Raw genomic sequence first — 20,221 nt, forward strand, 5'->3', positions numbered from 1 at the left:
CGCTTGGAGCATGATGACGGGGGCTTGTCCTGGTCATCAATTTGGATCGGCTTCGGAAGGTCACTTGCCTCTAGCGAGTGAAGTAAAGTGCTCGTCCCAAGCTTGCTGTAGCTTGACAACAAGCTCCGCCATCTTAGCCGGTTCCTGCGCGATCAACGGGTAGTTCTCATCGAAGACGATGAACGAGTTTTCGATCGCAAGATGGCCAGCGGATTTGGTCCACTCGACGACGCCGGCATAGGGTCTAAAGGCCGTCTGGAGTGGGAGTATAGGCGCCGTCCACAGCGTGCTCGAGATGCCGCGCTCGGCAAGGCTGTTGCGCAGCCCCCGTCTGATTTCCGCCATTGATCTCCCGAAGTAATCGACTGCCGCATAGTCAATTCCAACGCGGATTTTATGCCATACATGCGTCCGGTCGACGTGCGATCGCGTAATCTTGAAGAAAGGGATTTTGGCAGACTCCTCGACCAGAGGTTCCATTGCAGTTTGAAGCCAGGCGATCCGCTGGCGCAGATGCTCTAGCTGGTGCATCACCAGAGCCGCGGACATCGGCTGTAACCTGAACATGCCACCGATCTGCTCACACTCGCGGAAAACGGCATAACCGTCCCGCACCACCTCATCGAATCGGTAGTTTGCCTTTGGGGTGGGGAGACCGAAATTGCAGATGTCGCGCATTTTTTGGGCGAGCGTGGGATCCCTTGTCACCATGAATCCGCCATCGCCCGCGGACAGGTGCTTGCTCTTTTGCAGGCTGAAGCAGCCGATGTCGGACAGAAGCCCAACATGTTGCCCCTTGTAGAGTGCGCCATGAGCCTGAGCGCAGTCCTCGATGACCGCAATGCCCTGCTCTCTCGCATGGCAAATAATCTCATCCATGTCGCAGCTAATGCCGTGCATGTGGACCACGATGATTGCCTTGACGTCCGGTGTGATCGCAGCCGCCAACGCAGTCGGAGAGATGTTGTAGGAATTCGGATCAATGTCGACGAAACGGGGGATCGCTCCAATAAGTAGCGGTGCCAATGCTGTGGCAGCCCAGGTATAGGAAGGCAGAAGCACAACGTCCCCCGGCTGGATGCCGAGAGCTATGAGCGCCACTGTCAGGGCGGCTGTGCCGCTACTTGCCGAGACCACATAACCGCCGCCGATCCATTCCTCCATGCGCCGCTCGAACGCATTGATAATGCCCAGTCCCGATCCGGATAATTCTCCGGAAGAGATACATGCGGCGACATCCTCGTAAGCGGTTCTCGTTAGAGCCGGCCATGGATGCATCTTTTGGTTCTCGGCTAGCATTGCAGCGGCATCTTGGGAGCTTGAGATCTCACCGATCCTCGTCATCCGATCTGGTTTTTCATGCGCACCTCGATCAAGCCGGCCGAACATTCTTCTTGCCTCGACGGTAACCGGCAGGCGAGCTTCCTGCGGAAGGTGGGGCAGGGCCAGCCGCCAGCCGTTCCTCAGCAATATCGAGCCGCCCCACAAGGCTTCATCCTCCACCGAGATGATCGGCTCCTCCAGGTCCTTCTTAGGGATATACGCTGACAAGACGTCGCCGTTTATGCGAATTGTGACTTTCATTATCTGTCCGTTCTGTAAGACCAGTGGCAGTTCAGTCATCCCGCGAGCGGCGGCATATTACCCCCATGTCCCGACAAGCGGCTTGGATGAGCTCGCATGTGTCCGGTAGCCTCACCATATCCTTCTGGCGTGTTCAATTTCCTGTCAGCAACGGCTTCAAGTCTCCGGTGTAAAGTGAATGAATGTATCACCCGAAAGGGTGGAGGTCCGCAGCATCTGCCGCCGCATGACCGTGTTCGTGCGAGGTGGACGCGTGTCTGCGCTGTAACCGGCACCTGCTTGATACAGACTACGAGGTGCATGGTGCTTCTCCAGAATCCAATCCCATGCAGGTGCCACCTTGTTTCCTTCGCTGGTTGTTCGGACCGATAAGATCCATCTCGATGCGTTCAGCAAATCTTGCGTTGTCCATCATAAAAGGATCCCCGCGTGGCGCATCGCGTCATCGATCTCTTCTTGAACGGAAGGACTGATCGTGACGAGTGGTAGGCGCAAATCCCCACGCATTCGGCCAAGACGCTGGAGCGCGTATTTCGCCCCCGCCGGGTTGGTTTCAAGAAAAAGCGCCCGGTGCAGCGGCATCAGACGGTCCTGCAGTTTCAAGGCGGCGGCAAAGTCGCCGTTCAGGCAGGCCTGCTGGAAGTCAGCGCAGAGGGCCGGTGCGACATTCGCCGTCACCGAGATGCAGCCATGTCCGCCATGCGCCATATAGCCAAGCGCCGTGCCGTCTTCACCGGTCAAGAGATTGAAGTCTTCCCCGCAGGCCATGCGCTCGAGGGACGGGCGCAACAGGTTGCCGGTTGCATCCTTGACGCCCTTCACATTCGGGCAATCTTCAAAAATGCGGGCCAACGTTTCAACGTGAATTTCAATGGCGCTACGGCCAGGGATATTGTAGACGATGATCGGAATAGTAGACGCAGCATCGATCGCCTTGAAATGCTGGTAGATCCCCTCCTGGGTGGGCTTGTTGTAATAGGGTGAAACGATCAGTACTCCGTCGGCGCCGGCGTTCTGCGCATGGCGAACGAAGGCGATCGCTTCCGCCGTGCTGTTTGATCCGGCGCCCGCGATAACGGGCACACGCCCGTTTGCGGTTTTGATCGTGATCTCGACCACCTGCTCATGCTCGGATTTGCTGAGCGTCGGGCTTTCCCCTGTTGTCCCGCATGGAACGAGACCGAAGGATCCCTCTTCGATCTGCCACTCGACGAGGTCGTGCAATGCAACCTCATCGATGCGATCATCAGCAAAAGGCGTGACAAGCGCGGTAATCGAACCCTCAAACATTCTTTGCCCCTTGAATTGTGGATGGATTTGAGCAGGCCTGGCTCTGTGTTTTCATGCGGTTGATGCACACCACCTTCGGCTGCGTCATGTCCTCAGAGGCAAACCGGACGCCCTCGCGGTCCATGCCGTCATATTTGAAACCGCCAAACGGCATTGCATCGAAGCGGGGGTCGGAGGAGTCGCTGATCATGACGCCACTGGCGGCTGACCAGTACCCATTTTAGTACCTTCAAGCAGAATCAGCGCTTTCTTCGGCAGTGGTTGACCTTTCCATTTGTGTTTCGTTGCCTTCCTTGAAGCTGCGGACGGAACGCGGAAGCCGTGGCCGCCGCGCATTCTAGCCATGACGTTCATGCGGCTGTGGAAGTGCGCCTCGTTTTTTGACGGGGAGCCGAGGCATCTATCTTCCTTGGATGCGGTTACCGGCTCAGGCTTTCGCTTGGGCTTGCCGGTACCCCCCTTGCCGTAGAACGCGATCTGACGCGGAGCTGCCATCTTGCTTCCTTTGTTGTTTAAACTATTTCGGTTGTTCGGACACATGAATGCGCAACAGCATGCGCGCCCAGGGCTGATCGTGCAAAAGGCGTGCCAGGCCGATGGGAGTTACTAAAATAATGCTAATGGCTGTTTTTCAGAGAGTTAGATCGGAAAGTGGCCGCACGGTTGGAGGAACAATCTGTGTCGTAAAGCCGACAAGGCTAAGGACAATGTCGCATGGACGCGGCAGTCATCCGCACGACGCCGGGCTTCTTCGCTTAGGGCGCTGAAGTGATGGAGCGGAGAATGCCGCAGTGGCAATAGCGGGTACTTTGGAGAGGGCAGAGCATGTCAACTCGCCCGGCGGCTGATGCGCGAGCTGCCGGCGAGGGCGCGATGAAGGCCCCTCGAGGCGTGGGGGTTGATAGCGGTCGGCACGCCCTGGTGCATGATCGTGTTGGTCACCGGATGGACGCGTATTTGCGCGGAATCCGGCACCTGCTTGATGCAGACTACAAGGTGCATGGTGTCTCTCCAGGCTCCAATCACATGTGTGCCAGCGTTGCTGGCAAGCGTTAAGCAGCAACCGGAATGGTCCTGACCGTCTTGCGCGATATTGTGTCTTCTTACCGCTTCCTAGGGGGATGATCGTGCAAAAGTCGTGCCAGGTCGCAGACGTGACTGAAATAATGCTAATTGCTTTCTTTCAAATAGTTAGATCGGGAAATTGGTAAATTGGCCGCATGCTTGAAGGAACAATCTGTGTCGAGGGGCCGACAGAGGCGACGGACAATGTCATATGGCTGCGGCAATCATCCGCTCGACTGGTTTCTTTGCGTATAGGACGCGGAGGTGATGAATGCCGCAGTTGCAATGGCGGGCATTTTTTGAGAGGGCGGCGCATGTCAACTCGCACGGGGATTGTCTGCGCGATCGGAAGGCAAGGCGCGTGCGGCGCCTTCCCAAGGCGCATGATCGTGCTCGTCACTGAAGCGACGTGAATTCGCGCAGAAATCCGGCACCTGCTTGATACAGACTACGAGGTGCATGGTATCGCTCCAGGCTCCAATCATATGTGTGCCAGCGTTTCTGTCTCTTCCAGCATCAACCGTGCCAACCACTGACGTCATCACAAAGCATTGATGTGATCGACGTATTTCGTTCTTGGAGATTCCGGCGTGTTTTAGTCTTTGTCGTGTCGGCCCATTGTCACCTCCCAACACGGCCTGTGGAACCGGACATTTTGTCTGCGGCTGCTATGTTTGGGGGACACCCCTGCGTCTGTTCGGACGTGCATCATGCGCGCCTGCTCGAGAAGAAGCTCTCCAACCTGCCGGCGATGCTTCCTCCCGATCCTCAACGCCGTCGTCCAGACGGGCAAGTCGCTCCTCATTATCGCTGGCTGAAGACCATCGGAATAGCCAACCCGCTGCACGGTTCTGGCGCAGCAGGTGTTGATCGCTTGGAGAGAGACTTTGGTGATGGGGCGTCTTATATTTGCCGCGGGTGTGGTTGGTGCGAATGCACGAGCTTGGCCTTATTGCAGGCCCCTTCGATCGTTTGGACCTTTACCGACCGGACGCGTGACGACACGCATACGACAATGTTCGTCACCTTTGTCGGCTTAACGACACAAGTTGTACGTTCGACCATATCGTCAATTTCCAGACCTAACTATCTGAAAAAAGGCTCTAAGCTTTATTTGGTCACTCCTGCGGCCTGGCACGACTTTTGCAAGATCACCCAGTGGTGCCCCTGCTGTGCGCATTCATTTGTCCCGAACAACCGAACTAGTTTAAACAACAAAGGAAGCAGATGGCAGCTCTGCGTCAGATCGCGTTCGACGGTAAGGGGGATATCCGCAAGTCCACAATCTCCAAAATGCACTCGCCGTAAAACCGGGCACGGCTTCGGCAATATTGACGGGAGCATCGCGTTAGCATGGCCTCTTCCCTCAGCCTTCATTTAAGACAGTCGCAGTCGCATTCGCTGACTATGACGCCGCAGCTGATGCAGGCAATCCAGCTGCTTCAGATAGATCATCTGGAGCTCAGCGGTGCTCTCGGACGACGACATCGTCGACGTCCTCAAGAAGACAGGTGTCGATATCGCCAGGCGCACGGTCGCAAAATATCGCGGAGCGATGAACATCCATCCTCTGTCCAAGGCCGCCGCGAGAAGCGTGCACTGGCGAGGGCCACCGGACTCGGAGGGATGCCGGCAACCCGCAAGTACGCTCGAGCAGGCGGGTCCGGTGGCTCCTGGAGCGAGATTGCGACATCAGCCGCCCGGTTTTTTGGGCCGCTCTCTTTTGTTCCCCCGCGGCGGGAAGGCACTCGCGTTCACAGCAGCTAAGCATATGCGGCAGAAATTCTGTCGTTCCCGATCACGAGGATGGCGCAAAAAGGAGCCGCTACCCAGAGCAGCCCGTACAGCGTCATCGCCTCTCCAGTGGGCCACTCGGCGTGTCGTCGTCCGGTCACAAGGGCTTTCACGCACGGCGGCAAACTCGTTGAGCGATTTCTGGCGCGTGACAACCGACCATACGACACCGTCCGTAGCCCTTGTCGGCTTAGCGACACGAGTTGTTCATTCAAACATATGGTCAATTTCCAGATCTAACCATCTGAAAGAAAGCCAGCAGCTTTATTTTAGACACTCCTGCGGCCTGGCACGACTTTTGCACGATCAGCCCTGGGCGCGCATGCTGTTGCGTGTTCATGTGTCCGAACAACCGCAATAGTTTAAACAACAAAGGAAGCACGATGGCAGCTCTGCGTCAGATCGCGTTCCACGGCAAGAAACACAAGTCCAAGCCCAAGCCCAGGCCTAAGCCTAAGCCCAGGCCTAAGCCCAGGCCTAAGCCCAGGCCTAAGCCTAAGCCTAAGCCTAAGCTGGTGACGGCGTCCATCGAAGTAAGAGGGCAACAAGATGGCTAAGCGCGAGAAAGCATTCTTTCGCAAGCGGGTCAGGGGCGGCAAGGGGTGCTTCGGCAAAGCGGATTTCTGCAAGACGGATTTTAGCAAGGGGGGGGTCGGCACGGGCCGCAGCGGCAAGTCCAAGCGGAAGCGCTAAAGCAAGTAACTGAAAAGAAAACCTTGGTGTCTGTCTTTGGCTCGCGCCTGACTTGGCAGGAGCAATCGGAAACATCGAGCGCCGCCCGACGATCTTTGAATTGAACGAGGGAACGAAACGTCAGGACAGCCTCAGATGGAGTTCCACGCACATCGGCAGCACCAGCGCTCGCCGGCGTCGAAACCGACACAACCTCGATTGCTGAACGCGTCCTAAAGGAGGAATCCCATGAGATCCTTGAACATTTCTATCGTTGGAGCCACCGGGGCCGTCGGAGCTGAACTGACCGAGTTACTGGAGGCAAGCCAAATTCCCGTCAATCGGTTGCGGCTGCTCGCGTCCCGCAATTCGGCCGGTCGCCAGGTGAGATTTCGCGATGAGATCTGCTTCGTGGAGGCACTATACGAAATCGGCGATCTTGAAACCGACATCGCATTCCTTTGCGCCGGCAGCGCCGTGAGCCTCGAATGGGCGCCCCGGTTCGCGGCCCAAGGTGCGCTGGTGATTGACAACTCCAACGCCTTTCGGATGGACCCTGACGTACCACTCGTCGTCCCTCAGATTAACCCGAGTGTACTCTCGCATCGCCCACGGCCTGGAATTGTAGCAAATCCAAACTGCACTACAATTCAGCTGGCCCGAGCGCTGAGACCACTGGTCACTGCATTGGATGTTCATCAGATCATCCTGGCCACCTATCAGGCCGCCTCGGGAGTCGGCCTGATGGGGATTGATGAGCTACGGAACGGGACCAGGGCCGCATTGGAGGGAAGCTCAGGACCACCCGCGGCGCGTTTCCCTGTGCCACTTCAATTCAATGTCATACCGCAAGTTGGCGAGATCGATTTGGAGGGGGTTGCGCTTGAGGAGCGCAAGCTGGTTCAAGAGGCACGAAAGATCCTGGCCATGCCTGACCTCCGGTTAACCTCCACTTGCGTTCGGGTTCCTGTGGAGAACGGTCACTCCGAGGCGGTATACCTCGAGTTTGAAAAGCCGGTTTGCCTCGAACAGGTTCATGAGCTACTCGCGCAAGAAGAAGGTGTTCGGCTGTATGCGGACGGAATTCGAGAAGGGTATCCGACACCGCGCTTCCTCACAAATCCCGAGGATGTCCACGTCGCGCGGGTGCGAGTCAATCCCGAGAACCCGCGCGGGCTCTGGCTCTGGGTAGTCGCAGACAACCTCCAGGTCGGGGCCGCGCTCAACGCACTTCTCATCGCACAGCTTGCGATTGCTAACAGGGTGGTTGGTGGAAAATGACAATGACCATTCTCAAATTCGGTGGCTCAAATTTTTTGGGTCCAGAGGGCTATGATCGAGTTGCTCGGCATCTCGCGCAGCGGTTGGCAGCCGGCGAGAACAAGATCGTTGTCGTCGTCAGCGCCATGAAGGGAGAGACGGACAGCCTGAAAGCCCAGATACTCGCGGTCAATAAGGAAGCTTCACCCTCGAACCTCGATGCGGCACTGGCAATCGGAGAAATGAAGAGTGTCTGTCTGTTGGAAGCTGCCGTCAGCCGGCTCGGAATTTCGGTGGCCTCTTTGAACGGCTACGGCCTCGGAATACGAACGAATTCCGAATTCGGTCGGGCCACAGTGGAAAGTGTGGACCCTGGGCCAATTCGGAGTGCTTTGCAGGAGCATGACGTAGTCATCGCCGCGGGCGCGCAAGCAATTGATCAGTCCGGCAGGCTGACGTTTCTCGGCAGAAACAGTTCGGATCTGACGGCAATCGTTATTGCATCGATGTTGGGAGAGCACGCTTGCGAAATATACTCGGATGTTCCGGGTGTATATACGACAGATCCTAATATTATCCCAGAGGCGCTACTGATCCCGGAGATTGGCTATAGGACGATCGCAAGGATGTCGCGATACGGGGCAAAGGTACTGCACCATGGCGCGGTGGAATACGCCGAAAGGCACGCGGTCACCATCATGTGCAAATCACTCACCAATGATGGCGTGGTCACGGGGACGACTGTAACAGGACATGGGAACGCGAGTTCGGTGACAGTGGCTCGTGACGCAGTGGTGATATCGTTCGCAAGCGTTGCCGAGCGCGACAACCGCCGCGCGCTTCTTGATCAAAACGGCATCACGACGATCGATGTCGATCAAAACGACAGGCCAGGCCTATGCGTTATGAGCGATACTGATTTTGCTATGCGGCTTGTCGAGGGTACGGGCATCTCCATCGGATCAACAATGGTAGTGACCGTGCTTGATGCTTCAGTCCGGCGTGTCCACTTGATTGGCGATTATGAGCGCGCCGTTTCGCTGGCGCGCCAGCTTCACGAACAAATGTATCCTGGAGCAGTGGCCGAACGGCTTGGTCGAGGCTGACTGGACAGTGCTCGGCCGATAGTTCGCTGGGTCGTTTCGTAATCGGCGCGTGTGATCCCAGCCCTTCGCGAGGAGCTAACAACTACGATCGCGCAGCCAGCATGGGGGATAAGTGGGAACAATGGTTACGTCTGCCATACTCTCATGCAGGTCCCTGAGAACATGCCTCTAAGGCTCGACCGCCAAATCGACGAAAGTTTTAAAACGACTCTTGCGGGCGGCAGCTGCCAACCGCCGCTCATGTCGCGCAGACCGGCGATAGCTGCAACTAACTCGAGGAAAGGAATAAAATGCACCTCGACTCTATGCTAGACCAAGCCCGGGCACGTCTCTACGAAGCAGCCGGGCACCTCGACATCACCGCGGACGTTCTCGAGAAACTCAAATCGCCGCGCGAGACCACGCAAGCCCGTCTCGTCATCCGCATGGACGACGGCTCGAGCAAGTCCTACCCCGCTTGGCGCTGTCGCTATGACGACACGCTCGGCCCTACCAAGGGGGGCATTCGCTTCCACCCGGATGTGTCTATCGACGAGGTCGAGACGCTCGCCTTCCTGATGACCATGAAGTGCGCGGTCATCAATCTGCCGCTTGGCGGTGCCAAGGGCGGCGTGCGGGTGGATATTCACAATCTCTCCGCGACCGAACAGGAGCGCCTCGCCCGCCGGTATGTTCAATGTTTCGCCAAGGTCATCGGTCCGAACCGGGACATCCCGGCGCCTGACGTATATACCAATTCGACGATTATGGCCTGGATGGCCGACGAATACGCCGCTATCGTTGGCGAGGTCACCCCGGCGGTGATCACCGGCAAGCCCATCGCCCTCGGCGGCTCGCTCGGACGGGAGGACGCGACGGCCCGCGGCGGCTACTATCTCCTCCTACACCAGGCGCAAAAGCTCGGATTGCGGCCTGGCGCGAGGGTGGCGATTCAGGGCTTCGGCAATGCGGGCAAGCACATAGCGCAGCTGCTTGGAGCCGCCGGATTCAAGATCGTGGCGGTCACGGACTCGAAGGGGGGCGTCCAGTGCTCCTCGGGACTCGACGTCGATAAGCTCATTTCCGCAAAGCGGCAGGGAAGCGTCACCAGCCTTGCAGGCTCAGACGGCGTCTGCACGCTTCCTGCCGACGAGCTTGTTTCTGTCGATTGCGAGCTGCTCGTTTTGGCCGCGCTGGAGGACATGGTTCACGCAGGAAATGCCGCACGCGTAAAGGCTCACGTCATCCTCGAACTCGCCAACGCGCCGATAACCCCTGAAGCTGACAAAATCCTCAACGCCAAGAGCATCGTTGTTCTCCCTGACATCTTGGCCAATGCGGGCGGCGTCACCGTTTCGTATTTCGAATGGGTGCAGAACCGGCAAGGCGATTCCTGGCCCATCGAGCAGGTGCATGCGCGGCTGAAGACAAAGATGGAGCAGGAAGGAGACGCGGTCTGGACGCTCGCCCAGGAGAAGGGCATTACCCTGCGCAGCGCCGCCTATGTGCACGCGCTCTCTCGGCTTGCGGAGGCCATTGAAGCACAAGGCACGCAGCGTTTCCTCATGGGCTGAGGCCCCGAAACGGTGCTGATCGCGTGGCCGCCTACAGCGGCCACAGAGAGGGAGGTGAACATGGGTGGGAACGGCATGATCGGGTGGCCTGAGAACAGCGTGTTGGTTCACGCTGCTATCTTCATCCGGACTGGTTCAGGCAACGGCGACCGGATGGTCGCGTCTAAACACGGCTTGGTGCGAGATTTTGGCGCCCTGCCAGCTTTGCTCAATTCCCCTTTGAATGGGAAGCCAGCGCTTTTGACTTGAGGGTTCAACCATGAAGATCGCATTCGTGGCATCACCGAAACCAGGCGCTCAGACGGCACTCAAGGAACTTTCTGACCGCTATGGCCAAGCTGCTGTGGCAGAAGCCGAGTTCATCGTGACCCTCGGTGGAGACCATACGGCCTTGGAGGCGCTTCATGAGACACTGGCAATGCCGGCAAAGCCCGTATTCGCCATGCGCACCGACGGTTCTGTCGGATCTTTCTGCAATTCATTTCGGACGCATGATTTGACCGACCGACTGCACGCGGCTTCGAGGGTGCAACTGCCTGTGCTGCAAGCCGAGATGGAGCAGGTGGGAGGGCGCAGCCGAGAGCTTTTCGCTATCAACGAGATCGTTCTTGATCGGCAGGTATTCCAGCAAGCCAAGTTAAGCGTTGCCGTCCGCGGAAATGGGGACCCGATGAACATCAACGGGGATGGTCTCGTGTTGACGACGCCAATCGGCAGCACCGGCTATAATCGTACGCTCGGGGGGCCGCTGCTACCGCTCGGATCTTCGCTCATGGCCGTCACAGGCAAGGCCATCGGGTGCCCTCTCGCCTGGTCTCCCGCTGTCTTGAGCGACCACGAGATCTTGGATGTCGAGGTCATCGAGGCCGCTCACCGTCCCGTTCAAATAGCGACCACCTCTGAGACCATCCCGAACATCTGTCGTGCGAGGTTGTTCCGCAGTCCCGACCGCACGGTGACGCTGCTCGTTGATCGTGAGGCCCAAGGCCGTCTCTGTACGCCCTTCGGGCGCCAGTGCTGACATCCCACTAAAGTTGCGCCTAAGCGGGCGTGCCAAAGCAGCATAAGACTGCAATTTCCAAAGCTGACCAGCGGCACTGTCCGATATCATCCTTGGTGGCATCATTGTGTCACCACACAGGGAACCCGGCCGACACGATTGCTCTCACCAGATTGGTTCAGAACCGGTGTCAGCCCTGACGCAGAACCCAAACCCCAAGCCCTTTCGATCTGCTGAGTGTCTCACAATGCAAGGAGCTGCCTTTGCTACACCAACTCCCCCCAAGGCTGCGTCACGGCCGTCCCAAAGGACCGTTACGGCAGGAGGAGATCACATCATGAACACCCACCACGCCAGGGTCCTGATCATCGGGGCCGGACCGGCGGGCTATACCGCTGCCATCTGCGCTGCCCTTGCCAACCTGAAGCCACTCCTCGTAACCGGCCGGCAGGCCGGCGGCCAGCTCACCACCATGGCTTATGTCGAGAACTTCCCAGGTTTCGCTGAGCCGGTCAAAGGTCCCTTGCTGCTGGAGCAGATGCGGCAGCAGGCAGAAAATGTCGGCACCAAGTTGATGTACGACATCATCACCTCTGTCGATCTCTGGAAGCGGCCATTCCGTCTCCAAGCTCACTCCGGCGACACGTATCTCGCCGACGCACTCATCATCGCGACGGGAGCCCAGCCCCGGTGGCTTGGCCTTCCCTCAGAGAAGATATTTGCTGGATTCGGCGTCTCCGCCTGCGCAACCTCTGATGGCTTTTTCTATCGAAACAAGGAAGTGGTCGTTGTCGGCGGCGGGAACACAGCCGTGGAGGAAGCGCTCTATCTGTCGAACCTTGCCTCCAAGGTCACAGTCGTCCATCGCCGAAATCGTTTTCGAGCGGAGCCGATCTTGCAGGACCGCCTTTTGGCCAGACCGAATGTTAACGTCATTTGGAACCACGTCATCGATGAAGTTATCGGCGAGCGCGAGCCGCGGAAGTCGGTGACGGGCGTTCGAATTCGTGACGTGAATACCGGCGACGCGAAGGAACTGCCCACGCACGGCCTCTTCATAGGTCATGATCCAGCAACCGCCTTGTTTCGCGGTCAGTTGGACATGGACCGGGCCGGCTACATCAAGGTTGGTCCCTGGTCGACGAAGACATCCGTTCCGGGGGTACTCGCGGCCGGTGATGTAATCGACCCGGTCTTCCGTCGGGCGATCAGCGCCGCCGGCATGGGAAGCATGGCGGCCCTGGAAGCCGAGAAATTCCTGGCCGAGCCGGTCGAGACGCCGGCCGAGATGCGTGAAATAGAAATAATCGGCGTATACGGCTGAGATTGGCGGCATTCATCGGCTGAGGTCCGCGCCTCGGAAATCTCAGGAAATCGGGAAGAGTAGCAATCAAACGGCCTTGCACCCCAACAGCAGCGCTTGTCGTTGCGCTTGTTTGGGCGGCTCAAGGGACTGGGCGGCCTTCTCAGGGAAGCGGACTGGCGGCGCTTCCCGGAGGGTGCGATCGGCGCTTTGTTGCCGATCCACCATGTGTCCGAAACTCATTGTGATCTCTGTGTCAATGCTCCATCTTTCGCGAGCGTTCGCAGGGGGCAGGAACCAGTACTGGTTCAGGCGCTCGGCTCTGAACCGGCTGTTGAATGCTTCGATGTAGGCACTGTCCGTAGACTTACCCGTGGCAGTCCAGGATCACGCCCGTGTCCATAGGCCTAAAGGTCGCGATCGGGGGCGCAGATTCCGTACCCTGATCGACATTAACCGTTTTCGGTAGCCAACGTGGCGGCACACCCGTGGCAGCGTTTGCGTCACGGATCACCTCGATAGCTGTGGCGCGGAAGTGCAAGAAGAGGTCGGTGGATCAAAGTCGAGTGGACCGCAACTACGCGGATCGAGATCATCCAATCGTGAGCGCAACGAATGGCCCACGGCTTTCATGATTGACGGATAGGTTTCTGGCGCTCGGTCAGAACTTCTGCTTTGCCCGCTTCGGCATAAAGTAGGTTCGGATATTGACGAGTGCTTCGGCGACGTCAGCAGCATCCTGGCTTGTCACTTTCCGTTTTGCCTCGCCGAGCTTGCGGATGGGTGCGATGATATCCCCAGTGACGGCATGACCACGAAGAACCGGCTGCCAAAGCCTCGGCGCGTATCCAGTTCCCAACAAAAAGCAGAGGTCCCAATCGAAGATATCAAAGGTCTGATCATCGATCCGGGTGAACCGGGGCCGGTGGTCTTTCGGTGTTTCGGAAAGGCTAGCCGAGATGCGGTTATATTCCGCAACAATGGTCTGTACGGCCCGATGCTCGGTCGTTTCCATCGGCAGGTTCAGGGCATCCGGACCGGTCAGTTCCGGGATCCATTTGCGTGGGTCGATGAACTTCGGTCCGATGATGAGAGCCGTAAGATAACCATCGAGACCGCTCATTGACCAGATTGGCGATGCTGGACGGCGTGCCCTGATAAACGCCTCGAACGCCTTGTCATCGAGCTTCGGTCGTGCCGTCGTCCCTTGGCTGTTCTGTGTCATGCCGCCCGTCGCTCCTGACGTGCAATGGCCTCGCGTTCGGCCTTCCAGGCCCATGGGAAGAGCGTATCCATCCGGTTCGCGGGCACCTTGCCCGAGATGATGCGCTCAAGCACATCGGCAAGCCAGACCTCGGGGTCAACACTATTGAGCTTTGCTGTGTTGACGAGCGATGCCAGGACCGCGAAGGACTTGCCACCGCGTTCGTTGCCCACGAACAACGAGTTCTTCCTCGTCAGAGCCACCGATTTCATTGAACGCTCGACCACATTGGAGTCCGCTTCGATCCGGCCATCCTCCAGGAAGGCTGCCAGCCCGTTCCAATGATTGAGCGCGTAGGAGACGGCCTTGCCCAGCGCCGATTTTGACGACACCTCTTCGCTCAGTTCGGTGAGCTGGACCTTCAGTTCTCGCATGATGGGTGCTGTCTCGCGACGCCGTACCCTGAGCCGGGTATCGGCACTTTCGCCGCGCAGTTTCGCCTCGATGCGATAGACCTCGGCGATCCTGGCCAGGATCGACAGCGCCTCCGAAGAAGCCGGTCAGCTTGACGACATCGACGAACTTGCGTCGCGCGTGAGCAAGGCAGAACGCCAGCCGCATGGGGGCGATATTGCTCTTCCCCCGGCGCTTGGCCAAGGTTTTATAGGCCTGGTATCCATCGACCTGAAGTACGCCGGCAAACGACGACAGTTGCCCCTCGACCTCGCGAGCGCTGCGGCTTTCAGCAAAAGTATAGGCCACCGCCGGCGGCGCCGGACCATTCCACGGCCGGTCGTCGACCGCCTGCGCCCAGAGTTGACAAAGCTTGGTGCGTTTGCGTCCCGGATCGAGCCGCGGAAGCGGCGTCTCGTCACAAAACACCCTTGGCTGGGAGCGGATGAAGGCGGTAAGCGCATCGTAGAGAAGCTCGAGCCACCAGGCGACCCGCGTCACCCAGGCGCCAAGCGTGCCGCGATCGATGATCACGCCGCAGGAGGCAAGCATCTGCGCCTGGCGATGCAGCGGCAGATGCCAGGCAAACTTCGAAACGGCGATATGGGCTGCAAACGCCGTAGTCACCATGCCGCCGTCCATCACGCGCGCCGGTGCGGGCGCTTGCACAATGACGCTTTCGCAGGCCCGGCATGCATAGCGCGGCCGGATCGTCCGCTTCACCCGGACAACCGCCGGCACGATGTCGAGCGCCTCACTGACGTCCGTGCCGATGCAATGAAGCTCGAACGAGCAGCACGGGCAAATCTTGCTCTCCGGCTCGATGAGCTCTTCATACCGTGGGAGGTGCTTGGGCAAACGGCCGATGTTGCGCGACGGCGATCGCCGCTCCTGTCTTGGCCCTTCAGCCACGGGTGCAACATCGTCATTGGCCGCCTCGGGAATGTCGCTGAGATCGCCAAGCTCGAGCGTCACCTGCGTCGGGTCGATCGCCGTCATCTTCTCCGATTTCGGCCCAAAGAGCTGACCCTCCAGGAAGGCAACGCGCGCCTTGAGGTCGGCATTCTCCGCATCGAGCGAGAGAATGATCCGGCTCAATTGGGCGGCATCCTGAGGTAAAGGGTCGGGTCGAAGCGGCATGGCTGACCCTAGCACATGATCCTGAATCTTCAAGCAAATCCAATAAGATCAGCCCACTTTCGTCGGCCGCTTTACGACGTTCCGTTTAACCCGAGTCCAGTCGATACCGGCCAGCAAAAGCGAGAACTCTTGGCTACTCATCTGCATCGCGCCATCGCGGATCGGTGGCCAAACGAACTTGCCCGCCTCAAGCCACTTCGTCGCTAGGATCATGCCCGACCCGTCCCAATAAATGCAGCGCAGGCGATCGCACCGCTTGGCGCGGAACACAAACACGTCACCACAGTAGGGATCAGCCGAAAGCGCTGACGCCACCAGCGCAACAAGGCCATTCATGCCGCGCCGGAAGTCGACAGGCTGCGTCGCCACCATGATCTTCACGCCATTCGGCCAAAGTCCGATCACCGGCGTGCTCGCAACGCTGCCACGATCGCCTGCGCCAACTCGGGCGCCACCGAGCCGATCACGGTCATGCGTGCTCCGGCAATCTCGATCTCAATTCGGCCGGAAGCAACGGAAGCGATATCCGACGACGCGCTCTGGGGAGGCGCTCGTTCTCCAACGACGGTCACCGGCACGAACATGGCCTGCTGCGCGCAGGCTTGCACGGATCGTCGAGCGGTCAGCCCGGCTTGGCGGCGCCAGACATTCAGCAAACCACGGTTGACGCCCCAACGCCGGGCAACAGCCGAGATGTTCACGTCGGGTTCTGCGCTTTCAGCAAGGATCCGCGCCTTCTCTTCGTCGGTCCAATTCCGCCGCTGTCGTCGACCGGTGATCACCTCGATCCGCCGGTAGACTCCATCATGCCTGGCTTCATCCATGGCTTCATCCATGACTCCAAGCATGGCACCAGCGCGATCTCCAACCATCCCGTTCCACTCCTGCAGATGAAGGAGCTTATCTCGCGGTCTCAATCAGCAAAGAAAAGGTGGGCTGTTCGTCGCGCTCACATCCAATCTCGGCACATGCCCCTCACCAGCTCCCGCTTCCGAGTGGGCATCAAAGCTTTCACCTCGATCCGACAGCGGGTGGCCGGGCGGGAGGACGGCCCGCCCGGCGCCGATCATCATTGCCAGGAATCGACATCCAAGAAGGTGGCCAGCAGACCGCATGATGCAGCGTCGGATCGACCTGTCTCAACGAGATCGCTCGCGTCTCTTCGTTGCGTAACAAAAAAGGGCGGCCCGAGAGCCGCCCTTCGGATCCGGATGGATCGTGCTAAGGCTGTCGCCTTATCACATCATGTCCATTCCACCCATTCCGCCCATGCCGCCAGGCATTGCCGGAGCGTCCTTCTTCGGCAGTTCGGCGATCATGGCTTCGGTGGTGATGAGCAGCGAAGCAACCGAGGCTGCGTCCTGAAGCGCGGTGCGAACGACCTTGACCGGGTCGATGATGCCCATGGCGATCATGTCGCCATACTCGCCGGTCTGAGCGTTGTAGCCGAAGTCGTCGGTGTTCTTCTCGAGGATCTTGCCGACAACGATGGAGGCTTCGTCGCCAGCGTTTTCAACGATCTGACGGGCCGGAGACTGCAGAGCGCGGCGAACGATGTTGACGCCGGCGTCCTGATCGTCGTTCTCACCCTTGACGGTGATCTTGACGGAAGAACGCAGCAGGGCAACGCCGCCGCCGGGTACGATGCCTTCCTGAACGGCAGCGCGCGTCGCGTTGAGGGCGTCGTCGATGCGGTCCTTCTTTTCCTTCACTTCGACTTCCGTCGCACCGCCGACGCGGATGACAGCGACGCCGCCGGCGAGCTTGGCAAGGCGCTCCTGCAGCTTCTCACGGTCGTAGTCGGAGGTGGTTTCTTCGATCTGGGCCTTGATCTGAGCGACGCGGCCTTCGATGTCGGACTTCTGGCCGGCGCCGTCGACGATCGTCGTGTTTTCCTTGGTGATCGAAACCTTCTTAGCGCGGCCGAGCATGTCGAGCGTGACGCTTTCGAGTTTGATGCCGAGGTCTTCCGAGATCACCGTGCCGCCCGTCAGGATGGCGATGTCTTCGAGCATGGCCTTGCGGCGGTCGCCGAAGCCCGGGGCCTTGACGGCAGCGATCTTCAGGCCGCCACGCAGCTTGTTGACGACGAGCGTTGCGAGTGCTTCGCCTTCGACGTCTTCAGCGATGATGAGGAGCGGCTTGCCGGTCTGCACGACGGCTTCGAGAACCGGGAGCATCGCCTGGAGGTTGGAGAGCTTCTTCTCGTGCAGGAGAATGAAAGCGTCTTCGAGGTCGGCGACCATCTTTTCCGGGTTGGTGACGAAGTAGGGCGACAGGTAGCCGCGGTCGAACTGCATGCCGTCGACGACTTCGAGCTCGGTCTCGGCGGTCTTGGCTTCTTCAACCGTGATGACGCCTTCGTTGCCGACCTTCTGCATCGCTTCCGCGATGTCGAGGCCGATCTGCTTTTCGCCGTTTGCCGAGATCGTGCCGACCTGGGCGACTTCGTCCGAGGTGTTGATCGTCTTGGCCTTGGCGAGCAGGTCCTTGACCACTTCGGCGACAGCCAGGTCGATACCGCGCTTCAGGTCCATCGGGTTCATGCCGGCGGCAACGGCCTTCGCGCCTTCGCGAACGATCGCCTGGGCGAGAACGGTTGCAGTCGTCGTGCCGTCACCGGCAATGTCGTTGGTCTTCGAAGCGACTTCGCGGACCATCTGGGCGCCCATGTTCTCGAACTTGTCTTCGAGTTCGATCTCCTTGGCGACGGTAACGCCGTCCTTGGTGATGCGCGGCGCGCCGAACGACTTGTCGATAACGACGTTGCGGCCCTTCGGGCCGAGCGTCACCTTGACTGCGTCGGCGAGGATGTCGACGCCGCGCAGCATCTTTTCGCGCGCGCTGCGGCCGAACTTGACTTCTTTAGCTGCCATTTTGAAAGCTCCTGGTTTCGAAATTCCGGAACTGGTCCGGTTTCAAATTGCGGAAGTTTGAAGGGTTGCCGGCGATCAGCCGATGACACCCATGATGTCGGCTTCCTTCATGATCAGAAGGTCTTCGCCGTTGATCTTGACTTCGGTGCCGGACCACTTGCCGAACAGGATGCGGTCGCCAGCCTTCACGTCGAGCGGAACGACCTTGCCGCTTTCGTCACGGGCACCCGAACCGACAGCCACGATCTCGCCTTCCTGCGGCTTTTCCTTAGCGGTGTCCGGAATGATGATGCCGCCCTTGGTCTTTTCTTCAGACTCGACGCGGCGGACGACAACGCGGTCGTGCAGCGGACGGAAATTGGTGCTTGCCATTGTCTAATCCCTCGATCATTGACAGTACGGATATTTGAACGACCCGGTGGTGGTTGTTAGCACTCTTTACACAAGAGTGCTAGCTCCGTGGCGCAGAGCGCCCCGGCTCTCGTGCCCGTCAGGGCAAATTCCCAACGGGACAGGCCGACCGAATGCATGGGATTGCCGATTTCCTCTTATGTCCGGATTGGGCATGCATGGTGGAAGCGCCATTGCCTTTCTCGAAGCGGAGCTGGCTTACATGCCAGCCTCGGTATTGCCGGAGGGCGCGTCATGACCGACAATGAACCCTACTATGCCTTCCACAGGGCGTCGACGGAGCGTTCAGCCCTTGCCCGCAGAAGCGCCTTGAGCGTTGAGAAGGCGTTTTCGATCGGGTTGAAGTCGGGGCTGTCGGGCGGGAGATAGAGCAGCGTGCAGCCGGCGGTTTCTATGGCCTGTCGGATGCCATCTGCCTTGTGGGCCGGCAGGTTGTCCATGACGACGATGTCGCCGGGTGTGAGGGTCGGCACGAGAACCTGCTCGACATAGGCCCGGAAAGCCACTCCATTCATCGCCCCGTCAAGGACCATCAGCGCGGTCATGCCGGAGAGCCTGAGCGCCCCGGTGAACGTCGTAGTTTTCCAATGACCGTGCGGAACGCCCGATCGGCAACGCTCTCCACGCGGCGAGCGACCGCGAAGCCGGGACATCTTCGTGGAAAGACCCGTCTCGTCTATGAAGACGAGGCGGGCTGGATCGAGATCAAGCTGTGCATCGAACCAGTCCTGACGCCGCTTCAGGAGGTCTGGCCGCTCCTGCTCCAATGCATGTGCAGTCTTTTTTTGAATGTGAAGCCGCGCTTGCGCAGCCAGACGTCGAGGGTGCTGCGGCCGATAGGGACAAATCGGTCCTCTTTCAGACGCAAAACCATCTCGTTCAGCGTGATGTCCTTCGACGCCTCGATCATGCCGATGATGAAAGCCTCATGATCGTCGAGACGGGAACCTCCAGGTCGACCCTGCTTGGCAGCGCTCACCTGATCCAGGCAATCGCCGTCGAAATCCCGATCCCGAACCGCGCTGCAGCCGACCGCCCGGACACCCCACCAGCCGACGTAGCCAGAACCCGGTGGCGAAGATCATCACTCAATGCTCGGGCCATATTCCCTCCGACAAATCAAAGACAGCAGGAGGGAATGAGGGAATCACAGAACGCTCTGGAATCCTCACGCCGATTCCGCTTTCATCGGACGCGCTCTAGAACGAGGATTTCGTTCATTGATGAGCACGGTAAGGTTCGGGGATCAGACCTATGTGCAGTGCAGCCAAGCCCAATCCACCGGGGCGAGAACCATGCCTTCCGTCTAAATCGTCGACCACAGCTACGACAACGCCTTCGCCGAAACCGTCAACGTCTCCACAAGTCCGAGTCTCCATCGGCGGCGCAGTTTCGAAGCAGTTAAATTAGCCGCCGCGAATTGGCCGACCAACCATCGACGGCTCCTCGAGCCCATGGAACATCGCGCCAGCCTAAGCCCAGGAGCAGAACCACCTCACGCTGGACGAGC

General features: G+C 58.9%; 14 protein-coding genes and 4 pseudogenes. 6 read left to right on the forward strand and 12 right to left on the reverse strand.

What is annotated here, in order from left to right; translation table 11 throughout:
• Nucleotides 1–60: 60 nt before the first annotated feature.
• The 5 genes and pseudogenes from nifT to PZL22_RS30075 form a co-directional block, all read right to left on the reverse strand.
• Nucleotides 61–1,584 (reverse strand): putative nitrogen fixation protein NifT, encoded by a 1,524-nt coding sequence (gene nifT, locus PZL22_RS30055; RefSeq protein WP_234843048.1) that lies wholly within the window; start codon nucleotides 1,582–1,584, stop codon nucleotides 61–63.
• Between the two features lie 411 nt (nucleotides 1,585–1,995).
• On the reverse strand, nucleotides 1,996–2,874 hold the full coding sequence (dapA, locus tag PZL22_RS30060) for a 4-hydroxy-tetrahydrodipicolinate synthase (RefSeq protein ID WP_088196030.1): 879 nt from the start codon (nucleotides 2,872–2,874) through the stop codon (nucleotides 1,996–1,998).
• Nucleotides 2,867–3,076: pseudogene (locus tag PZL22_RS30065) on the reverse strand (hypothetical protein); the annotation flags it as partial. The gene dapA and the pseudogene PZL22_RS30065, both read right to left, overlap by 8 nt.
• Nucleotides 3,061–3,369, reverse strand: a complete 309-nt coding sequence (locus PZL22_RS30070) for a hypothetical protein (protein ID WP_088196031.1) — start codon at nucleotides 3,367–3,369, stop codon at nucleotides 3,061–3,063. The gene PZL22_RS30070 and the pseudogene PZL22_RS30065, both read right to left, overlap by 16 nt.
• A gap of 333 nt (nucleotides 3,370–3,702) precedes the next feature.
• Complete coding sequence (locus PZL22_RS30075) at nucleotides 3,703–3,876, reverse strand: adenine nucleotide alpha hydrolase family protein (RefSeq protein ID WP_153408333.1); 174 nt, start codon at nucleotides 3,874–3,876, stop codon at nucleotides 3,703–3,705.
• A 1,522-nt stretch (nucleotides 3,877–5,398) separates the two neighbouring features.
• Between PZL22_RS30075 and PZL22_RS30080 the strand changes: the two are divergent.
• The 6 genes and pseudogenes from PZL22_RS30080 to trxB all read left to right on the forward strand — a co-directional run.
• Nucleotides 5,399–5,556 (forward strand): annotated as a pseudogene (locus PZL22_RS30080) (RNA polymerase factor sigma-54); the annotation flags it as partial.
• A gap of 1,098 nt (nucleotides 5,557–6,654) precedes the next feature.
• Nucleotides 6,655–7,686 (forward strand): aspartate-semialdehyde dehydrogenase, encoded by a 1,032-nt coding sequence (locus PZL22_RS30085; RefSeq protein WP_046067342.1) that lies wholly within the window; start codon nucleotides 6,655–6,657, stop codon nucleotides 7,684–7,686.
• Between the two features lie 2 nt (nucleotides 7,687–7,688).
• Entirely contained in the window at nucleotides 7,689–8,771 is a 1,083-nt protein-coding gene (locus PZL22_RS30090) for an amino acid kinase family protein (protein WP_088196033.1), read from the forward strand.
• 305 nt (nucleotides 8,772–9,076) lie between these two features.
• A complete protein-coding gene (locus PZL22_RS30095; protein ID WP_088196034.1) occupies nucleotides 9,077–10,324 on the forward strand; it encodes a Glu/Leu/Phe/Val family dehydrogenase in 1,248 nt (415 codons plus the stop codon).
• A 259-nt stretch (nucleotides 10,325–10,583) separates the two neighbouring features.
• The gene (locus PZL22_RS30100) at nucleotides 10,584–11,345 is read left to right on the forward strand and encodes a diacylglycerol kinase catalytic domain-containing protein (protein ID WP_127701925.1); all 762 of its coding nucleotides are present in this window, start codon (nucleotides 10,584–10,586) and stop codon (nucleotides 11,343–11,345) included.
• Nucleotides 11,346–11,661: 316 nt separating this feature from the next.
• Nucleotides 11,662–12,648, forward strand: a complete 987-nt coding sequence (gene trxB / locus PZL22_RS30105) for a thioredoxin-disulfide reductase (RefSeq protein WP_088196036.1) — start codon at nucleotides 11,662–11,664, stop codon at nucleotides 12,646–12,648.
• Between the two features lie 640 nt (nucleotides 12,649–13,288).
• On the opposite strand, the gene PZL22_RS30110 is transcribed toward trxB, so the two are convergent.
• The 7 genes and pseudogenes from PZL22_RS30110 to PZL22_RS30140 all read right to left on the reverse strand — a co-directional run.
• The gene (locus tag PZL22_RS30110) at nucleotides 13,289–13,852 is read right to left on the reverse strand and encodes a UPF0149 family protein (RefSeq protein WP_012477211.1); all 564 of its coding nucleotides are present in this window, start codon (nucleotides 13,850–13,852) and stop codon (nucleotides 13,289–13,291) included.
• Nucleotides 13,849–15,424 (reverse strand): annotated as a pseudogene (gene tnpC, locus PZL22_RS30115) (IS66 family transposase). Before tnpC ends, PZL22_RS30110 begins: the two are co-directional and overlap by 4 nt.
• Nucleotides 15,425–15,472: 48 nt before the next feature.
• Complete coding sequence (tnpB, locus tag PZL22_RS30120; protein WP_284718731.1) at nucleotides 15,473–15,829, reverse strand: IS66 family insertion sequence element accessory protein TnpB; 357 nt, start codon at nucleotides 15,827–15,829, stop codon at nucleotides 15,473–15,475.
• On the reverse strand, nucleotides 15,826–16,296 hold the full coding sequence (tnpA, locus tag PZL22_RS30125) for an IS66-like element accessory protein TnpA (RefSeq protein ID WP_012477208.1): 471 nt from the start codon (nucleotides 16,294–16,296) through the stop codon (nucleotides 15,826–15,828). Before tnpA ends, tnpB begins: the two co-directional genes overlap by 4 nt.
• Before the next feature lie 366 nt (nucleotides 16,297–16,662).
• Nucleotides 16,663–18,300 carry a chaperonin GroEL gene (groL, locus tag PZL22_RS30130; RefSeq protein WP_013845242.1) on the reverse strand — a complete coding sequence of 546 codons (1,638 nt, stop codon included), beginning with the start codon at nucleotides 18,298–18,300 and terminating at the stop codon, nucleotides 16,663–16,665.
• Nucleotides 18,301–18,375: 75 nt separating this feature from the next.
• Nucleotides 18,376–18,672 carry a co-chaperone GroES gene (gene groES / locus PZL22_RS30135; protein WP_010968824.1) on the reverse strand — a complete coding sequence of 99 codons (297 nt, stop codon included), beginning with the start codon at nucleotides 18,670–18,672 and terminating at the stop codon, nucleotides 18,376–18,378.
• Nucleotides 18,673–18,968: 296 nt separating this feature from the next.
• Nucleotides 18,969–19,815: pseudogene (locus tag PZL22_RS30140) on the reverse strand (IS630 family transposase); the annotation flags it as partial.
• Between the last annotated feature and the right edge of the window lie 406 nt (nucleotides 19,816–20,221).

The sequence above is a fragment of the Ensifer meliloti genome (assembly GCF_030064585.1).
GTDB classification, from domain to species: Bacteria; Pseudomonadota; Alphaproteobacteria; order Rhizobiales; family Rhizobiaceae; genus Sinorhizobium; species Sinorhizobium meliloti.

Excerpts from the sequence above, each read along its gene's own strand:
- groL (WP_013845242.1), bottom strand. The coding sequence starts at position 18,300 with ATGGCAGCTAAAGAAGTCAAGTTCGGCCGCAGCGCGCGCGAAAAGATG.
- PZL22_RS30085 (WP_046067342.1), top strand. The coding sequence starts at position 6,655 with ATGAGATCCTTGAACATTTCTATCGTTGGAGCCACCGGGGCCGTCGGA.
- PZL22_RS30095 (WP_088196034.1), top strand. The coding sequence starts at position 9,077 with ATGCTAGACCAAGCCCGGGCACGTCTCTACGAAGCAGCCGGGCACCTC.
- PZL22_RS30075 (WP_153408333.1), bottom strand. The coding sequence starts at position 3,876 with ATGCACCTTGTAGTCTGCATCAAGCAGGTGCCGGATTCCGCGCAAATA.
- nifT (WP_234843048.1), bottom strand. The coding sequence starts at position 1,584 with ATGAAAGTCACAATTCGCATAAACGGCGACGTCTTGTCAGCGTATATC.
- PZL22_RS30070 (WP_088196031.1), bottom strand. The coding sequence starts at position 3,369 with ATGGCAGCTCCGCGTCAGATCGCGTTCTACGGCAAGGGGGGTACCGGC.
- trxB (WP_088196036.1), top strand. The coding sequence starts at position 11,662 with ATGAACACCCACCACGCCAGGGTCCTGATCATCGGGGCCGGACCGGCG.
- dapA (WP_088196030.1), bottom strand. The coding sequence starts at position 2,874 with ATGTTTGAGGGTTCGATTACCGCGCTTGTCACGCCTTTTGCTGATGAT.
- PZL22_RS30090 (WP_088196033.1), top strand. The coding sequence starts at position 7,689 with ATGACCATTCTCAAATTCGGTGGCTCAAATTTTTTGGGTCCAGAGGGC.
- PZL22_RS30100 (WP_127701925.1), top strand. The coding sequence starts at position 10,584 with ATGAAGATCGCATTCGTGGCATCACCGAAACCAGGCGCTCAGACGGCA.
- groES (WP_010968824.1), bottom strand. The coding sequence starts at position 18,672 with ATGGCAAGCACCAATTTCCGTCCGCTGCACGACCGCGTTGTCGTCCGC.
- PZL22_RS30110 (WP_012477211.1), bottom strand. The coding sequence starts at position 13,852 with ATGACACAGAACAGCCAAGGGACGACGGCACGACCGAAGCTCGATGAC.
- tnpA (WP_012477208.1), bottom strand. The coding sequence starts at position 16,296 with ATGGTTGGAGATCGCGCTGGTGCCATGCTTGGAGTCATGGATGAAGCC.